17 protein-coding genes are annotated in these 17,465 nt (G+C 57.7%); 14 read left to right on the top strand and 3 right to left on the bottom strand.

What is annotated here, in order from left to right:
• Nucleotides 1-121 precede the first annotated feature (121 nt).
• Nucleotides 122-1,837: a transposase gene (locus HMPREF9465_RS10190; protein ID WP_005433079.1), complete on the top strand. Its 1,716-nt coding sequence runs from the start codon at nucleotides 122-124 to the stop codon at nucleotides 1,835-1,837.
• 3 nt (nucleotides 1,838-1,840) lie between these two features.
• On the top strand, nucleotides 1,841-2,410 hold the full coding sequence (locus HMPREF9465_RS14065) for an IS607 family transposase (RefSeq protein WP_051009076.1): 570 nt from the start codon (nucleotides 1,841-1,843) through the stop codon (nucleotides 2,408-2,410).
• A 36-nt stretch (nucleotides 2,411-2,446) separates the two neighbouring features.
• On the opposite strand, the gene HMPREF9465_RS10180 is transcribed toward HMPREF9465_RS14065, so the two are convergent.
• Complete coding sequence (locus tag HMPREF9465_RS10180) at nucleotides 2,447-3,745, bottom strand: IS256 family transposase (RefSeq protein ID WP_005433166.1); 1,299 nt, start codon at nucleotides 3,743-3,745, stop codon at nucleotides 2,447-2,449.
• Between the two features lie 34 nt (nucleotides 3,746-3,779).
• Between HMPREF9465_RS10180 and HMPREF9465_RS10175 the strand changes: the two genes are divergently transcribed.
• From HMPREF9465_RS10175 to HMPREF9465_RS10125, 12 genes are all read left to right on the top strand, one after another.
• Nucleotides 3,780-3,974, top strand: coding sequence for a hypothetical protein (locus tag HMPREF9465_RS10175; protein ID WP_038007666.1), 195 nt, complete (start codon nucleotides 3,780-3,782; stop codon nucleotides 3,972-3,974).
• A gap of 6 nt (nucleotides 3,975-3,980) precedes the next feature.
• Nucleotides 3,981-5,375: a transposase gene (locus tag HMPREF9465_RS10170; protein ID WP_005436678.1), complete on the top strand. Its 1,395-nt coding sequence runs from the start codon at nucleotides 3,981-3,983 to the stop codon at nucleotides 5,373-5,375.
• Between the two features lie 119 nt (nucleotides 5,376-5,494).
• Nucleotides 5,495-6,274 carry a UDP-2,3-diacylglucosamine diphosphatase gene (locus HMPREF9465_RS10165; RefSeq protein WP_005436676.1) on the top strand — a complete coding sequence of 260 codons (780 nt, stop codon included), beginning with the start codon at nucleotides 5,495-5,497 and terminating at the stop codon, nucleotides 6,272-6,274.
• Between the two features lie 170 nt (nucleotides 6,275-6,444).
• On the top strand, nucleotides 6,445-7,035 hold the full coding sequence (locus HMPREF9465_RS10160; RefSeq protein ID WP_005436673.1) for a hypothetical protein: 591 nt from the start codon (nucleotides 6,445-6,447) through the stop codon (nucleotides 7,033-7,035).
• Between the two features lie 262 nt (nucleotides 7,036-7,297).
• Nucleotides 7,298-8,107 (top strand): DNA polymerase beta superfamily protein, encoded by an 810-nt coding sequence (locus tag HMPREF9465_RS10155; protein WP_005436672.1) that lies wholly within the window; start codon nucleotides 7,298-7,300, stop codon nucleotides 8,105-8,107.
• A 71-nt stretch (nucleotides 8,108-8,178) separates the two neighbouring features.
• Nucleotides 8,179-9,195 carry a helix-turn-helix transcriptional regulator gene (locus HMPREF9465_RS10150; RefSeq protein WP_005436670.1) on the top strand — a complete coding sequence of 339 codons (1,017 nt, stop codon included), beginning with the start codon at nucleotides 8,179-8,181 and terminating at the stop codon, nucleotides 9,193-9,195.
• Between the two features lies 1 nt (nucleotide 9,196).
• Nucleotides 9,197-9,595, top strand: coding sequence for a hypothetical protein (locus tag HMPREF9465_RS13300; protein ID WP_005436668.1), 399 nt, complete (start codon nucleotides 9,197-9,199; stop codon nucleotides 9,593-9,595).
• A 321-nt stretch (nucleotides 9,596-9,916) separates the two neighbouring features.
• Nucleotides 9,917-11,530: a hypothetical protein gene (locus HMPREF9465_RS10140; RefSeq protein ID WP_005436667.1), complete on the top strand. Its 1,614-nt coding sequence runs from the start codon at nucleotides 9,917-9,919 to the stop codon at nucleotides 11,528-11,530.
• Nucleotides 11,531-11,550: 20 nt separating this feature from the next.
• A complete protein-coding gene (locus HMPREF9465_RS13795) occupies nucleotides 11,551-12,042 on the top strand; it encodes a hypothetical protein (RefSeq protein WP_005436665.1) in 492 nt (163 codons plus the stop codon).
• A 46-nt stretch (nucleotides 12,043-12,088) separates the two neighbouring features.
• On the top strand, nucleotides 12,089-14,077 hold the full coding sequence (locus HMPREF9465_RS10135) for a molybdopterin-dependent oxidoreductase (protein ID WP_005436663.1): 1,989 nt from the start codon (nucleotides 12,089-12,091) through the stop codon (nucleotides 14,075-14,077).
• A gap of 185 nt (nucleotides 14,078-14,262) precedes the next feature.
• Nucleotides 14,263-14,754 (top strand): helix-turn-helix domain-containing protein, encoded by a 492-nt coding sequence (locus HMPREF9465_RS10130; protein ID WP_038006001.1) that lies wholly within the window; start codon nucleotides 14,263-14,265, stop codon nucleotides 14,752-14,754.
• Nucleotides 14,742-15,623, top strand: a complete 882-nt coding sequence (locus HMPREF9465_RS10125) for an IS3 family transposase (RefSeq protein ID WP_147645179.1) — start codon at nucleotides 14,742-14,744, stop codon at nucleotides 15,621-15,623. The genes HMPREF9465_RS10130 and HMPREF9465_RS10125 overlap by 13 nt, the downstream gene beginning before the upstream one ends.
• Nucleotides 15,624-15,971: 348 nt before the next feature.
• Here HMPREF9465_RS10125 and HMPREF9465_RS10120 read toward each other — a convergent pair whose 3' ends face one another.
• On the bottom strand, nucleotides 15,972-16,280 hold the full coding sequence (locus tag HMPREF9465_RS10120; RefSeq protein ID WP_005436662.1) for an H-NS family nucleoid-associated regulatory protein: 309 nt from the start codon (nucleotides 16,278-16,280) through the stop codon (nucleotides 15,972-15,974).
• Nucleotides 16,281-16,650: 370 nt separating this feature from the next.
• The coding region (locus HMPREF9465_RS10115) for an RNA-guided endonuclease InsQ/TnpB family protein (RefSeq protein WP_005436661.1) at nucleotides 16,651-17,465 on the bottom strand (815 nt) is incomplete at its 5' end.

Below are 17,465 nucleotides of genomic sequence, written 5' to 3'. Positions count from 1 at the left end.
ACGGTCACGATACTCAAGTGAAAATGACGTTTTGATAGAAAAGTCCGTGAAATACACGGACTTTTTCTTGCTTTCAATAGTGTACGTATGATAGAATATAAGGGCATTATTGGAGATACTCATGGGACGCCCTCTCACTGGAAAAACGCATGTCGGCATTCGCCGCGAAACCCGCTCGAATGGCGACGTCTACGTATACGAACGTGTGACTGGATATGATCCGAAAACTCAGAAAACAAAGACGCTCTCTACCCGACTTTTGGGCAAAATCCTGGCTGGGTCGACCGAAATGATCCCGACCCGCCCCAAAAAGAAGCGTTCCGAAGTTATCGAGGCACCCGTCCAGGCCGTCCGCACCCATGTCGGACTTCAAAAAATCCTCGAGTGGGCAGGTCATGAATCCGGTATTGATGCGGATCTCCAGAGGAGCTTCGAGATCGGCGACGCCCTCAAGTTGAGTTCGATCGCTCGGTACTGGGTCGCGACTGACGGTGACACGTTGCCGCGCATGGAATCATGGCAAGTAATGAATCCGCTACCGTACGGACACCCCATCACTCAGGATGTTTACGGCAAGCTGTTCGCCTCGGTTGGTCGAAATGAATCTGGAGTGCAGTCGTATTTTCAGTGCCGTGGACAAAGAGTCTCGTCGACGGGTTTGAATCTGGCGTTGGACACCACGACTTTCTCGACGTATTCGAAGAATCAAATTGAAGCGCGTCAGGGATTCAACAAGGATGGGGACGGGCTTGATACGATCAAGCTTCTCGTGCTGTACTCTGTGGAAAATCGTCAGCCCGTCGCTTTCAGCAAGCAGCCCGGGAACATCCCTGACAAGATCTCGCTCGCCAATGCGCTTCGACAGCTTGACATGCTCGATCTGGCGTCGCCGGTCATCGTGGCCGACAACGGGTTCTACAGTCAGGACAACATGACGCATTTTGCCCGCGAGCACACGAAGTTCTTGATGCTCGCCAACAGTACCGACAAGTGGGTTCGCTCGGAAATCGACGCCGCACGCGAAGAGCTCGGGCACTTCAGGAACGTCTGCCCGTTTGACGTCGATGTCAGCGGCGTCATGCGCCGCAGGCAGCACGGGTTCAGCATCGTGCGAAAACGCACGCGCGGGCATTTCGAAGCCGGGGAGACGGAATCGTTTACGCGACGCCTGTACGTCCATGTATTTCACAAACCGGAGGCTGCTCCGATTCAGGAGCGCAGGCTTCGCGAGAGCCTTTTCTCACTCAAGAAGGATCTGGAGGACGGCGTCGAGGAATTTCGGCCGGCTGCCCAGAAACAAATCGACAGCTACCTCACGGTGAAACGTACGGCCAAAGGCGTCAAGGTCGACTTCAAAATGGACGGGATCGAGGAAGCAAAGCGCTATTGGGGGTATTTCGTCCTTGTGAGCAATGAAATCAAGGATCCCTTCGACGCGCTGAAGGCATACCGTTCCCGTGAAAAGATCGAAGAGCTTTTCGCTACGTACAAGGACAGTTTTGATGGGCGAAAGCCGAGGACGTGGTATCCCGAGAATCTGTACGGCAGGCAATTTGCCCAATTCGTTGGTCTGGGCTACCACTGCTTCCTTGCGAAGAGAATCCTTGATGTGAAGAAGGCGCTCTCCGAAAAAGAAACCGAGGGAAAGACGAAGGAGGAGTTGAGTCTCGAAGCAAAGCTGCTCGCTTGGCTCAATCAGCACTCGCTCATTCAAATTTTGGACTGGTTCCGTTGTGTCGACTACATCGCCGCAACGGGGAATGCCAGTGCATCCAAATGGACAACGGAAACGACGAGACGCGACCAGCTCTTTCTCAAGATGTTGGGCGTGAAGTAATTCGTGGGGGCTTTAGACGACTTTAAGGATAAGATCGGTCAATTCGCTAAATTGGTTCGCCGAACACCGGCTACGATCCGCCGGTGGGAGGCCGAGGGAAAGATCACCAGCAAGCGTCTTCCTTCCGGACACAGGTATTTTGATGATTCAGACTTGCGTGCGGTGATGGGCGTCAAAGCTGAGCACCGGGTTACGGTTGTCTATTGCAGAGTCAGCTGCAAGGGTCAGAAGCCGGATTTGGATCGCCAGCTTGAGTCCATGCAGATGTGGGCGGTGGGCAGTGGAACGGTGGTCGATGAGTGGATTACGGAAATCGGCGGTGGCATGAATTTCAAGCGACCTAAGTTTCTGGCTCTTATAGACAGAATTTGCCGTGGTGAAATTAGCCGTCTGATCGTTGCCCATAAGGATCGACTGCTGCGCTTCGGCTTCGAACTCATTCGTCACATTTGTGACGAGCATGACTGCGAGCTCATTGGGGAGTGTCAGGATTTCTGTGTCTGGGGAGGTTATTCCAGGGGCAGCCCAACGAGGCTGCCCTTTGTTTTTTGTGATGCAGTATGCCAGACCTGATGCGATAGCGCGGGTAGTCTAATCATACCCCTTGTCTTACTCCATGGCACCTGTAAAGCGCTCGCCAAACAGCAGAGCGAACTGAGGCATGGCAGCAGACCACCTGGCTGTAGCACGCTTCCAGGAGGTCGTGAAATTCATGATAGCCAGGTAGATCAGCTTCCGGGCTGCGTCCTCACTAGGGAATAGAGTGCGCGTCTTGATCACCTTCCTGACAGCGCGGTTTAGCCCTTCAATCGCATTGGTCGTATAGATCAGTGTACGGATCTCTGGCGGGAACTGGAAGAACGGGATCACTTGCGCCCAGGCGCGTTCCCAGATCTGGATGATGGCTGGATACTTCTTGCCCATGTCCGTGCTTCCAAAACGCTCCAGAGCGCGTTCTGCAGCGTCGGCATCCACTGCCTGGTAGATGGGCTTCAGCTCCTTGCATACGGCCGCCCTGTCCTTCTGAGAGACGAATGAGGTGGATGCGCGGATAAGGTGGACGATGCAGGTCTGGTGGAGGGTCTGCGGATACACGGTTTCAAGAGCCTCCGTCATGCCCTTCAGGCCGTCCGTAACGGCGATGAGGATGTCCTCCACGCCTCGGGCCTTGAGCCCGTTGAACACGCTCGCCCAGAAGCTTGCGCCCTCGTTCTCGGCGATCCACATGCCCAGAACCTCACGCGTACCGTCCGTGCGAACACCAATCCCGAGATGAACAGCCATGTTCTTTACGGCTGCGCCGCTGCGGATTTTGACTCGAAGGGCGTCGAAGAAAGCGACGGGATACACACTTGCGAGCGGGCGATTCTGCCACTCCCGGACGTCCTCAAGCACTCTGTCAGTAACCTTGCTGACGTAGTCGGGGCTGATGTCCACCCCGTAGAGGTTGTCGATGAAGGCCTGGATGTCACGGGTGCTCATGCCCCTGGCGTACATGGCGATGATCTGCTCGTCCATCTTGCCGAACGAGCGGCTGTGCTTGGGCACGATGATCGGGTCGAAAGTGTTCTGTCGGTCGCGCGGAACGCTCAGCGGCAGAGGACCAAACTCGGTCTTCAGGGTCTTGTGGCTAAAGCCGTTGCGCTTGTTGGAAAGCTGGGGAAGCTCGTCAGCGGCGACCTCTTCAGGAGGCGTTTCAGTGGGCTGACAGCCTGTGAGATGGGCATCCATTTCTCCCTGCAGCATGGCTTCGACGAAGCGTTGGGAGAAGGTACGGACGGCCTCGGAGAAGGCTTCGGGGCCCAGCGGGCGGCCCGATGCTCGAAGCTCGGAAACGTACTGGTCGATATGGTTATCGAGGGGGTTGGTGGACTTCTTACGAGAATTGCGTTTGGTATTCGTGTTCATTGGATGCACCCGATTGGCGGGCTCCGATTATCCCATGGACACAAAATTTCTGACGCTCTCGCTCATTGTCGTCAACCAGATCAAACTTTCTCCGGAAAAAGAGATGGTTGACGACATGTTTGCCATTGTTCATACATTCAGCTGCCGACTTTATGGCATGCGCAAGTACGAAAAGAACCTAAAGGAAGATTACCCCGACGCAACCAAGACAACCGTTGAACTGGATTGATTTCTCATGAGCACCACCGTCACCATTACCCGCATCGTCTACGCAACAGCGACATCGAAGGAAGATTTCGATGCCCTTGCTCGTCATGCCAAAGCCGTCGGCTGGCTTAGAAAGGACTTGTGGCATCGTTTCGGCGGGAAGGCGATCATGCAGTTCCCTTTCAAGGATATCCGCTGCAAAACCACGCGCTTGTATGAAAATCTGAGTGAGATGGGCTTTGGAAAGATCGACGGCACTGTGCGCAATGAGTCGATCAAGGACATCCTCAACGACATCAAGGCCTGCAAGGCCGCGGCGATTGAAATGATGAAGGGGAGGATTTCGGCCCGTCTGGTTTCCGAAGGCATACCTGAGAAGAAGCGGAAGACTGAACTCTCCAAGAGGATGCGCTTGATTCAAACGGGAAGCTACGAGAAGGATCCATTTCTGCATCGTACGGTCAGGAACTGTTTCAAGCATGGTCAAGGACATGCCGACAATCAATTCGTTGTCCGCTCCGACAAGCACATTGAAGAAATCCGGATGATCAACGGCAGGAATGTGTTGGTCATCAAGCTTCGGCTCTGTGGTAAATATCTGGAATTGCACTGCAATTCCAACGGAACGAATGTGAATCTTGCAAACACGAATCTTCGCATCATTCTTGATCACGATCGAGTTTGCGTTCATTATGCGGCCACTAAAACATGTTCTCGTCCGTGCGGCACCAAGGAAGCCGGCATCGACAAGGGATATACGGAAGCGGTCGTTGACAGCAACAAGAAGCATTACGGAACGAATTTCGGAAAGATCCTGACGGAGTATTTCGATCGAAACGATCGGATCATGCGAAACCGCAACAAACTCTTCGCGCTCGCCCAAAAGCATGAGGCCAACGGCAATCATGAGAAGGCTCAACGGATTCGCGCCAACAATTTAGGGAAAATCAAAATTGAGGGAATGCGAGCGAGGTTTCGCAATCGCATCAAGGACATGGCATTCAAAACGGCTCATGCCCTGGCAGATGAATACGGGCATATCGTGTCGGAAGATCTGACATGGGGCATGTCGCCGAACAAATGGAGAAGTAAAGGAAAAACCTACAATCGCCGCATGAGCGGCTGGGCGAAGGGCTCCCTGACGGGGGCTCTGAAAACTGTTTTCCTGCAGCGCGGTGTTTATCACGATGAGGTGAACGCTGCGTACACATCGCAAATTGATAGTCGGACCAAGCGTCTTGAAGGCACGAGGAAAGGCGATCGTTTTACCGGCGTTGACGGGGTTGTGTTGCAGGCCGACGAGAATGCTGCTCTGAACATCCTGGACAGATTCTACGATACTCAAATTTCAAGGTACGCCACGAAAGAAGAGGTGAAGAGAATCCTGCTCGGACGTCTCTCCGGTGCAACTGAGCATCAATAGGCTCTAGTTGGGACATCGGCAGTGACTAACCTCACCGCCGATGCCGTCAACAGAGTGCAGATAAATCTAAATTAAGATGTGTGCTTTTGAACAACTTTTTTAGAACAGGATCCTCCGCCATGCTCTCCCCTTTCACCGTTCCCGCTCTTGAAGGCACCGCAGGTCCCGTGACGCTCAACGATCCGGTCTTCATCTCCGACCTGCACCTGAGCCACTCCGAGCCCGACACGATAAACGCCTTCCTGCGCTTTCTCGAACACGAGGCGGCCGAACATGCCGAGCTCCTCATCCTCGGGGACTTCTTCGACTACTGGATCGGCGACGACGCCTCCTACACGATGGCGGCCGTGGCCGATGCGCTTCGCGCCTACTCGGCCTCGCACGGGCTATACATCATGCACGGCAACCGCGACTTCATGATGGGCGAGCGCTTCGCGCGCGAGATCGGCGCGACGCTCCTCAGGGACCCCGCCGTCGGCGTGCTGCGCGGCGAGCGCATCCTTCTCTCCCACGGCGACCTCTGGTGCACGTTCGACGCCGACTACCAGAAGGTCCGACGCCGCGTACGCAGCGTCTGGTGGCAGTGGATCATGCTCAGGCTTCCCCTGAAAAAACGCCTGCAGGTGGCCGAGGACGCCCGCGCCCGCAGCCGCACCCGCAAGTCCGTCAAGGCCGCCTACATCACCGACGTCGACGAACGCGCCCTCGACGAGGCCGCCCGAAACCTCGAGGCCGCCGTCGTCATCCACGGACACACCCACCGTCCCGGCATCACCACGACCGCAGGCGGCGTCATCCGCGCCGTCCTCCCCGACTGGCACTTCGAGGAGGCGAACTGCATCCGCGGCGGCTGGATCGGCATCGAGGCCAATCGCCCCGTTCTACACCCCATGAAGTGACGGCTCTCACAGAACGCCCTACCGCCCAGGCCTTCTTATGCACACCGATCGCACAAACCGCTCACGGCTCATGAAAATCATCACCAAGACGGATCAACTGCATGCGATTTGCCCTCATGCGGAGTAGAATGAACGGGCATTCACCCGCAAAACACCTCCCCTGGAGCCGCATGTCCACATTTCTTTCGCTCTCCGACGACGACATCGAGCTGCTCAACCGGCAGTTCGGCCTGAAGCTCACCCGCGAGGAATGGAACAGAAGGCTCACCACCACGCCCACCTTCGCCTCGCTCGTGCGCTCCTACTTCGACTGGCACATCTCCGAACTCGCGGCGCTCGCCGCCAGGGACGATCGTCTGCCCGCCGGGATCAACGCAATCGACGCGCCCTTCCCGCCTACCGCACGGGGCGCATCCGAACCCGATGCCCGCCTTCGCGCCGCACGCTTCATGCTCGAGACGATCCGCCCGATCCCCGAGGACGGCGAAGCACGCGAAAAGCGCATCTCCCTTCTCACCGAGCCCCTTCATTCGGGTGCGCTTCCCGACGCCGCCTTCGTGCGACGCGTCCTCTATCTCGCCGGCCGCTGGTACCACCGCCCCGACCAAATGGATGCCGAGGGCGCCCTAATGCTTCGGAAGTACCTCCTTCGCGTCTGGCCCGAGTATGCGGGCGAACCCGTCACCACCAAGCTCATCCGCCTCTGGCGCACCTCCGAATACGTGATCGGTACCGTCACGGTCAACTCCACGCTCAACTGACGTTCTGCCGAAATCCTTCCGACAGAGCGCTCGCCCCGTTGCATATTGGATACATGGCCGTCCTCGCCGCCAACAATTCCGTCTTCATAGGACACTCCTCGCGGCTCTTCGTGCGATAATGGGCCGATCAAGAATTTCGGCATGATTTTCCACCGTTCGATGCCGAAGATATATAGCACGATATAACGTGCACGATCCAAGACTCAATTGACGCGTACGTTACCTCTTCTGTCGGAAACGTACGGATTTTCAGGCCCTCACTATGACTTCCACTGCTGAAGAAATGTTTGACGAAGCGAAGGCGCGGCTCAGGCGCCTCGAAGCCTCCCACGGCATCAGGATCCTCTATGCCTGCGAGGCGGGCAGCCGAAGCTGGGGCTTTCCGTCCCCGAGCTCGGACTACGACATCCGCTTCATCTACGTGCGTCCGCTCAAGAACTATCTGAAGCTCACGCCCCCGGCCGACACGATCACACTCGATCAGGACGGCGTGTGGGACATTTCGGGCTGGGATCTCAAGAAGTGCCTGATGCTCCTCAAGAAGGGCAACGTCTCGATCGTGCAGAGCCTCTACTCGCAGATCGTCTACCGCAATCATCCGCTCTTCCTCGCCGAGATGAGGAAGCTTCTGGACTACGGCGCCCCGCTGCCGCGCCTCTACTGGGCCTACCGCTCGATGGCGCAGTCCCATGTCTCGCACTTCCTGCTCGGCCACGAGACGATCGCCTACAAGCGCTTCCTCTACATCGTGCAGGGGCTCCTCGCCATGCGCTGGGTCGAGACCCGCAAGAGCATGCCGCCCGTGGTCTTCGAGCAACTCGCCGACGCGCTCGTCACGGACGAGGGCCTTCGCGCGGAGATCGAGACGCTTCTCAACATTCAGCGAAGCGCAGGCGCCCTTGAGGAAACGGGTCCCAAGACGCTCTTCCCCGGTGTGCTGAGCTTCATCGAGACGACGCTCGCACAGACGCAGCCGCCCGCCGACCAGGCGATCGACATCAACGAGGAAGTGCTCGACGACTTCTATCTCAAGTGGCTCGGCGTTCCGGGACTTTCGCACCCCGGCGCCTGATCCCGTCACCACACAAAACAGGAGGGCGCCTTGACCAAGGGCGCCCTTCTTCTCTTTCAACGGAGCAGTACATGCCGCGCAAATCCTCCACTTTGGATGAAGCCGTGATGCTCATCCAGATCCTCACCCGCATTCCAAAGGGCCGCCTCATCACGGCACAGCAGCTCAAGCAGGAGCTCGACGCCGCGGGCATTCCGATCCGGATCCGCACCCTGCAGCGCTATCTCAAGACCATGGCCTCGACGGACGTCTTCGGCATCGACTGCGACATGCGCTCCCGCCCCTACGGCTACAAGCAGAGCACGGCGGGCGGCACGCTCCTCTCGCAGCAGATGTCCGTGCACGAATGCCTGCTCCTGAGGCTCGCCCAGGAGCACATGCGCTTCATGATCCCGACGACGCTCTCGAAGTCCCTCTCGCCCCTGTTCGACATGGCCTCGCAGAAGTTCAACGAGACTCTCTCCGCCGCCCCGCGCAATGAGAAGGCCTGGCTCAAGAAGATCGCCGTCGTGGGAAGCTCCCTGCCGATGATGCCGCCGAAGATCTCCCGCACGATCTTCGAGGCCGTGAGCGAGGCGCTCTTTCGTGAACTCAAGCTCGAGATCGAGTACGACAGTGCTTCAGGCAAGCAGGTCAAAAGCCTCATCACCCCGCTCGGCCTCGTGCAGCAGGACGTTCGCCTCTACCTCGTCTGCATGTTCGACCGCTATGAGAACGTGCGCCACCTCGCGCTTCACCGCCTCACGAAGGCCCGCGTCACCGAATTTCAGGCCGAGCGTCCGAAGGACTTTTCGCTCGACTCCTACGTCAACTCGTGCCACTTCAACTACTCGGACGGCTCGGGCCGCAAGGTCGAGCTCTCCTTCCGCTTCACGAACGCCGTGACGGCCCTCAACCTCAACGAGACGCCCTTCAACAGGACGCAAAGGCTCGAGAAGCTCCCCGACGGAAGCTTCCACCTGAGCGTCATTCTGACCGACTCCCCCCTCATCGACGGCTGGATCGCCGTCTGGAAGGACAAGGCGGGCATCTCCGAGCTGACCCGAACGCCCGTCACAGGCAGCGGCATCGCACCACAGGATTATTGACATGGACAGAAGAACGCTTCTCGGCGCCCTCGGCCTTGCCCTTGCGGCGCCTCTTGGCAGCGCACTCGCCGCCGAGCCTCCGAAGTACACGAGGCCCGGCCGCGTCTACAACCAGAACGGTGCCTACGAGGGCCGCATGGACTCGAGCGGACGCATGTACGACCAGTCGGGCCGCTACGTCGGGCGCGAGGATTCGAGCGGACGACGCTACGACGCCTCCGGCCGCTACCAGGGCCGAACCGACGCCGACGGGCGCCGCTACGACAGCTCCGGACGCTATCAGGGACACCAGGACTCAAGCGGACGCTGGTACGACCAGTCCGGCCGCTACCAGGGACGCGAGTCCCGCGACGGCAGCCGCTACGACAGCTCCGGACGCTATCAGGGCAGGACCCGCTGACGGCCGCTCACCTGCCCAAAACTCACGCACCTCGAAAAACCGCTATTCAGTAGCAGAATGGCGGTTTTGTTGTCTTGACGCCCGTCAATTAGAGTGGTTTTCTTTGCGCATTCGGTTCGCGCCCGCCTGCTCCCCGACGTCTATTCTTGAATAGATGCACATGTTCCTCCTTCAGCAGGAGGACCTTTTCACAGAAACAGCCGCAGGAAGCCTCCGAATTCATTCGGACGGAGGAATGCGGCAAACCTCTCTCTTCCGATCTATTTGGTTGTCCCCGATGAAAGGCGTGTGTCTTTCCACCCCCTGTGCTAAGGTACTCCCATGAGCACGAAATCCTTCATCATCAGTCTTCCGATCATCACCGGAGATCAAGACCGCCGTCGGCTGCGGAAGAGCTTCAGCTTCGGCTGCAACCTTCAGAACGCCGTCATGGGCGGTGGATGGGATCGTGTGCTGCAGATGCGTGCCACAGCTGAGTGGCAGGCCACAAGGGCCATGCCGAAAGGCAGAGAAAGAACCAAGGCTTTCCGCGATCTTCGCGTGCGGTTCCGCTTGAGCGAGTACGACTTTCATGCCGACGTCGCCATGCACCGCAAGGCTTCGGGACGCGGCCACCTGCTCGGCATCAACGAATGTCAAAAGCTCGCTTCGAGAGCGTGGATCTCGGTGGAACGCCACCTCTACAACGGCGGCTCTCCGAGGTTCATCAGTTCTCGACGCGGACTGCATTCGATCGAAGGGAAGACCAATCGCACCGGCATCATCTGGAAAGCAGATCAGCAGTGCGTAACCGTCTGCAAGCGAGTGTACCGTGTTCGCGTTGACAAGCGCGACGACTGGCTCACCCGGGCTTTGCAGGATCAGACGGATCCCACAAAGCCCAGAAAAGTGAAGTACTGTCGGATCGTGCGTGAAATGCGCAAGGGCAAGGAGCGCTTTCTCCTGCAACTTGTTGCCGAAGGAACAAGCCCTCTGAAGCACGCCTACGCCGGCAAGGATCTGCGCATGGCCATTGATCCGGGACTCGGGTCGCTCACCTATGCGACTGAGGACGGGACAATTGCCAAAGTGCAGATCGCGCCGAGTGCGGACACGGATCACCGTGCCGTGCGCAAGCTTCAGCGTGCGATGGAGCGCAGCCGCCAAGCGACGAATCCCGACAACTACGAAACGGTTGAGGTGGTTCGTCACGGCAAGAAGCATAAGTCTCTGAAGGTGAAGTCCGGAAGGCTTCAGTGGCGTTTCTCGAAGCGCTATGAAAGTCTGCGGGCAGAACTAGCGGAGATTTTTCGTCTTTCGGCCGCAACTCGCAAGCGCGAGCGCGGCGAGGTCTGCAACTGGCTTCTCGGCCATGCGGGCAGCATCATTGTGGAGGACAACTCCTTCAAGGCGTTCCAAAAAGGACATTTTGGCAAGTCCATCAGGCGACATGCTCCGGCGGCGTTCTACACCCAACTGACAAGCAAGGCTGAAAGCGCCGGTTTGCAGGTAACGGTTGTATCGCCAAGGAAGCTCAAGCCCTCTCAGCACAATCTGCTGACGGACACGTTTGTCAAGCACGAACTTTGGGAGCGCTGCGTACTATTGGGCAACGATGACGACGATCGCTGGATCGACCGCGATGCGGCGGCTTGTCTGAATCTGTTGTACGCAGATCTTGAAAAACAAACCTACGCCCCGGAACGGATCCGTGAGGCCGTTCTAGCCGGAGTAACAGCCTGGCTTGACGCCGGTGTCGTAGTCATTCAAGCCCGAGAAGGGATCACCGAGCGCGAGTTCGGGAGGTTCCGACGGCGGGGGATTCCGTCCTCCACCGTACAAGGGTTGCGTCAGCAAGGATTTCGTGGTCGGAGTGACAGCAAATCGGGGGCAACCCCGAGGCGAAAAGCCTCGACTGTATCGAAACCCTCCCACTTCAGTGGCGAGGTTGTTTAGAAAAGAAGAAGGAGTCAGACATGACAGACATCTTCCGCCGCAGGCTCTTTGGCGCAGCAGCAGCCACGGGCCTCGCCGCCGTTCCCGCACATGCCGCCCGCGTTGACGCGGACGAAGAGCTTCTGAAGAAGGACTATCCCGCCGGCCGCAGGAGCGCAGCCCTCGGCCAGCCCGCTCCGATGCCCGAACCCGAAGCGAGGCTCTCCGGCACGTACGACCTCGGTGCGTCCACGCTCAACGAAGGCGAAGTGATCAACGCCTCCCGCTGGGGCGTCGTCTACGCGCATGTTCAGGGCGGCAAGATGACGCATCTGCGTCCGTTCGAGTTCGACTATGCGCCGAGTCCCAATCTCATCTCTGCCATCTTCCGTACTCGCCGTCTCGCATCCGTCAGCCGATGGTTCGCGAAGGCTGGCTCAAGAACGGCCCGAAGAGCCGTCGCAGCCGCGGCGAAGAGAAGTTCGTGCCCGTCTCCTGAGAAAAGGCACTCGACCTCGTGGCAGGCGAAATGAAGCGCGTCTACAAGGACTACGGTCCGAGCGCCGTCTTCACGGCTGGATGAGCACGGGCCGCGTCAACGCCGCCATCAACCTGCAGCAGCGTCTCCTCAACCTCTGCGGCGGCTTCATCCAGTGTGAGAACTCCTACTCGACGGCCGCCATCAGCAAGATTCTTCCGTACGTCGTCGGCACGGGCGATCCGCGCTCCACGTCCTGGGACGTCGTGATCGGGCACAGCGAGCGCGTGGTCTTCTGGGGTTGCGACCCGCTGGTGACGAACGACATCGACTGGCACACGACGATTCACAATGCTGCGGGCTACATTCGTGCGCTGCGCGACAAGGGCGTCACGACCATCTCGATCAATCCCGTCCAGACCGACACGGCCGAATACCTCGGAAGCGAATGGATCGCGCCGCGTCCCGGCACGGACTGCGCCATGATGCTCGGCATGATGCACGAGCTCGAAGCCACGGGCAAGGCCGACCACGCCTTCCTTGAGAAGTGCTGCAGCGGCTGTAAGGAGCTTCGCGCCTACATCATGGGCGATGAGGACGGCGTCGCCAAGACGCCCGAATGGGCCGCCGAAAAGACAGGCGTGCCCGCCGATCGCATCCGCAAGCTTGCGCACGACCTGCATGAGCACCGCACGATGCTCATGGTCGGCTGGGGCATCCAACGCATTCAGTACGGCGAACAGCCTCACTGGATGGCCTTCGCGCTCGCGAGCGTTCTGGGCCAGATCGGCCTGCCGGGCGGCGGCATCGGCACGAACTACCAGTATTCGAGCGGCGGCGCTCCGTTGGCAAAGGGCCCGTTCCTTGCGGGCGTTCCCGCCAAGGTGAAGCCGGCGCTTCCGTTCAACGAAAACTGGAAGGGTTCAACCACGATTCCGGTCGCGCGCTTCGTCGAATGCTTCCTCAATCCGGGCAAGACCATCGACTTCAACGGCCGCAAGGTCACGTATCCTGAAGTCAAGCTTGTGATGTGGGCGGGCGGCAATCCCTTCGCGCACCAGCCCGACACGATGAAGCTCGAGCGTGCCTGGAAGGAGCCCGAAACGGTCGTCGTCACCGACACGGTCTGGACCGCTACGGCCCGCCACGCCGACATCGTGCTTCCCGCCTGCACGACCTTCGAGCACAACGACATCACGAGCATCGGCACCTACACGAACGACGGCTTCGTCGCCATGAAGCAGGCCATCGAACCGCGCTTCGAGTCCCGCTCCGACTACTGGATCTTCACCGAGCTCGCCAAGCGTCTCGGCGTCGAGTCCCAGTACACGGAAGGACTCGACGAAATGGGCTGGATCCGCCGCCTCTACGAAGGCGCCATGAAGATGGGCAGGGCCGGCAAGATCGCCATGCCCGACTTCGACGAATTCTGGAAGAAGGGCTACGTCATGTTTGACGTCGCCGACAAGGACCGCAACTACGTCGCCTTCGAGGCCTTCCGCAAGGACCCGAAGGCCAATGCACTCTCGACCGAAAGCGGTCTCATCCAGCTCTACTCGCCGAAGATCGCGAGCTACGGCTATGACGACTGCAAGGGGCATCCGTGCTTCTTCGAGCCGACCGAAGGCGTCTCCAGAGCCACCAAGGACGCGCCTCTCGCCCTCATGGCCTGCAAGAGCCGCTACCGCATGCACAGCCAGCTCGACGGCACGGTGAGCCACGACTTCGCCAACATCGAGGACCGCGAGCCGCTCTGGATCCATCCCGATGACGCCGCCGCACGCGGCATCAGGAACGGCGACATCGTGCTCGTCTCCAACAAGCGCGGCGCAGCGCTTGCGGGCGCCTATGTGACGGAGCGCATCCTCAAGGGCGTCGTCGTCCTCCACCACGGCGCCTGGTTCGATCCGCAGGACGTCAAGGGCCGCCGCATCGACGTGCACGGCAACTCCAACACGCTCACGATGGACGAGCCCACCTCGAAGCTCGCTTGCGGCAACATCGCCTCGACGGCCAACGTCGAAGTGTCCAAGTGGACGGGCGAGCTGCCCGACGTCAGCGTCTACCGCGAACCGCGCATCGTGCGTTGATGCTTCGACTTGACTGACGCATGAGAAAAAACGCCGGATTCTCCTTCGGGGGATCCGGCGCTTTATTTTGGCCCGCAGCCCAATCGAACCGGGCGGCATGCACAAAACGATGAAAGGGAAAAAACCCGCGGCATGCAGGCTGATGTGGTCCCCGATTCTTGGACAAAGAATTGGGGACCATCTGTATGGGACATAAATGGAAGGGAACAGTTGAAGCTAGAAAGCTGAGGTTTCTCGAGCTCTATGAGGATGGCGCAAGCTATCAAGAGATAATGACCCAGCTTGGGCTGGATGAGCATGATCTTAGGGATTGGCGCGCTACAATTCGTATTTTGGGCGTTTCTCGATTTCTAATGTCACATACCGTCAAAACGACATATTCCTACGAAACCAAGCTGGCAGCAGTCAAAGCTCGCATTGAAGATCAGGTCTCGTACCAAGACATCTTGGCTGCATATGGCGTTGCTCCCAAGCTTCTTCGACGTTGGTGCAAGATTTATAGTGAACATGGCGAAGCAGGTCTGCAACCGAAGAAAAGGGGACGTCAGTTAGGGGCCAAGCAGAAGCCCGTGCAAGAGTTGACCCCCATGGAGAAGCTGGAACTTCGTATCAAGCAACTTGAAGCGGAGAATGCCATCTTAAAAAAAGTCGCGGCCCTGAAAGATTGGCGAAACTGAGCAATCGAGAGAAAGCAGAGATCGTTTATTCTCTTTCAGGGCAACATGATCTTGATCTTCTGTTGAAGATCATTGGGTTGCCCCGGTCGAGCTACTACTATGCCCGTAAACATCCGAAGGCAGCTACACGCCCGGACGTTCATGAGAAGGTCAAGGAAATCTTCAACCGCACGTCAAATGGTTGCGGCCATCGCCAGATCTTCATGCGTTTACGTCGTGAGTTCAACATCGTCATCGCGAAAAAGACGGTATTGAAGGTAATGCGAGAATTGGGGTTGATCTGTAAGATTAGGCGACAGGGGTTTGGAAAGTACAGCTCTTATAAAGGCGACAATCGTACCGTTCCCAATCTCTTGGCACGCGATTTCAAAACAGCCTGCCCCTTCACGAAGATCGGTACCGATGTGACAGAGTTCGCTTTGTCCTTCGGTAAGGTATACCTCGCTCAGGTCGTTGACTTTTACTCCAATGAGATTCTGGCTTTCTCCATCAGTCGATCGCCCAACATGGATCAGCAAGAAGAGATGTTCGACGCGTTGGTGAAGGCGTTACCCCTTGGGGCTAGTCCCATCCTTCACAGCGATATGGGATGGCAATATCAGAATCCTGATTGGATTAAATGGACCAAGGAGCACAACGTCACGCGAAGCATGTCTCGCAAGGGTAACTGTTTGGACAATGCGGCAACAGAGCAGGCATTTGGCCATATGAAGGACGAGTTCTTCAGGGGGCAGTGCTGGGATAGCTTTGACGCCTTCAAGAGCGATCTGACGGCTTATATCGCCCATTGGAACACGAAGAGACCTCAGGAGCGTTTGGATGGATACGCACCATCCGAGTACCGTCAGCGTTATGTTAAAGCGGAATAAGAGCGTTCTCAGCGGTCTGAGAGCGATGAGTCGGGTCAAGGGTTGACCGAAGAAGTTGGAGGGGCCCTTTGGGAGGATCTAAGTTGTTCGGTCGTCCCTTGACGCGCCCCAGATAAAATACGCTATCGGCGTAGCCGGGACTTGCTTGTCCCGGCTATGCCAAGCGGCGAGCGTTAAAATCGGCCGCACTCAACTTGGAGTTTATTTTGTAGTCCAAGTTTCGGGGTCCAGATCAGGCCTGCGGGGCTTTTTCATTTATGAACGGGAAATCGACCGCGCGCGATGAGATGTTTCGTCAGAATTCCTCACCGTCGGCAGCGAATTCAATTTCCTTCAATTGAGCGAATCTCAATCTTCCTTGTTGACGAGGAAGTCACTGCGATTGCCGCCATTGGCCTCGTGCTCCTTGATCCAGTTGGGCGTGCGGCCGTGGCCGGTCCAGGTCTTGTCGCCGAAGGCGTACATGACGGGGCCGGCGGAGCGCTTGGCGCGAGGCTTGGCACCGGGTTCGGGGAAGCGCACGTCGGATGCCGTGATGTTGAAGAGATTGATGAGAGTCTGGACCTCGGCGATGGCTTCCTTGACAGCGGCGGCACGGGTCTCCTCGAGCTCACGCTCCATGGACTGGATCTGAGCAACCTTTTCCTTGATGGACATGTCTGAACTCCTGATTGCGCCGGCAGATTCCGGCGCGGGAAAGGCCTTTGAGAAAGCCCGATTGATTTAATTTGAATTCAGTATAAATAAATTCGGGGGACTTTGCAAATACTCAAAACATCCCGGTCAATGCAATTCATTCCGCAAAAGGCGAGGTTTTTCGCCATATTCCCGTTCGAAAGCTGCGATTTGCGTCCCTCATCACCCGCTTGCTGTCCGAATGATGTCCGCATGGGCCGGACGAATCGATTGCTTCTGTGACTGCTCCCCGTCCGATTTGTAACAAATCGGGCGAGGCTTCCTGCTTCTTCAACACAGCCCGGACGATCGTTCGGGTCTTACATGTCTCCACAGGCTTTGGCTCGTGACGTTACGAGCGCAAGACGGTCAGCCCAGCCGCCTTCAACATTCTTATGCCTTCCTGTTTGATATTCAGAGAGGCGTTTATGTCTCGGTCATGATGAGCGCCGCAATGCGGACACGTCCAGCTGCGTGTTGCAAGGCTCAATTCCTTGAGCTTGTGACCGCAGGAGGAACACGTCTTCGAAGACGGAAAGAAGGTGCCGATCTTTGCAAAGATTCTGCCTTCATGCTTCGCCTTGTATTCGCACTGGCGCATGAATTCAGCCCATCCCGCATCGGCAATCGCCTTTGCCAGATGGTGATTCTTCATCATACCTTGAATTTTCAAAGTCTCGAAAATCAGCGCTTGGTTATCGTTCACCAATCGTCGAGATGTCTTGTGAAGGAAGTCGCTGCGGCGGCGCTTCACCTTGCGGTGCAGTCGCGCCAGACGCTTGCGGGCCTTTTCACGATTCTTGCTACCTTTCTGCTTTCTTGAGAAGGCGCGTTGCGCCTTCTTAAGCTTCTTTTCGGCGCTCTTGAGAGCCTTGGGAGACTTGATCTTTTCACCGTCGGAACATGTGCCGAAGGTCTCAATGCCGACGTCGACGCCTACCGTCTTGGTCTGGCGAACGCATGTCGCAGGTACGGCTTCGGTGAGGCCGTCCTCGTAGAGAACGGAAGCCCAGTAGTCGCCGCAGGCATCCATCGAGAGCGTGATGCTCTTGACCTTGCCTTCGATCTTCCGATGCATGACGGCCTTGATCTTCTTCATCTTCGGCACCTTGACGAAGTCGTCGCCTGCCGAAACGCCGGTGCAATGGTAGCTGGACTGTTCGCCGC

The organism is Sutterella wadsworthensis 2_1_59BFAA, assembly GCF_000297775.1.
Lineage (GTDB): Bacteria > Pseudomonadota > Gammaproteobacteria > Burkholderiales > Burkholderiaceae_F > Sutterella > Sutterella wadsworthensis_A.
Note: the sequence above shows the minus strand (reverse complement) of the source record. Positions and strands in the feature narration are given on the sequence as shown.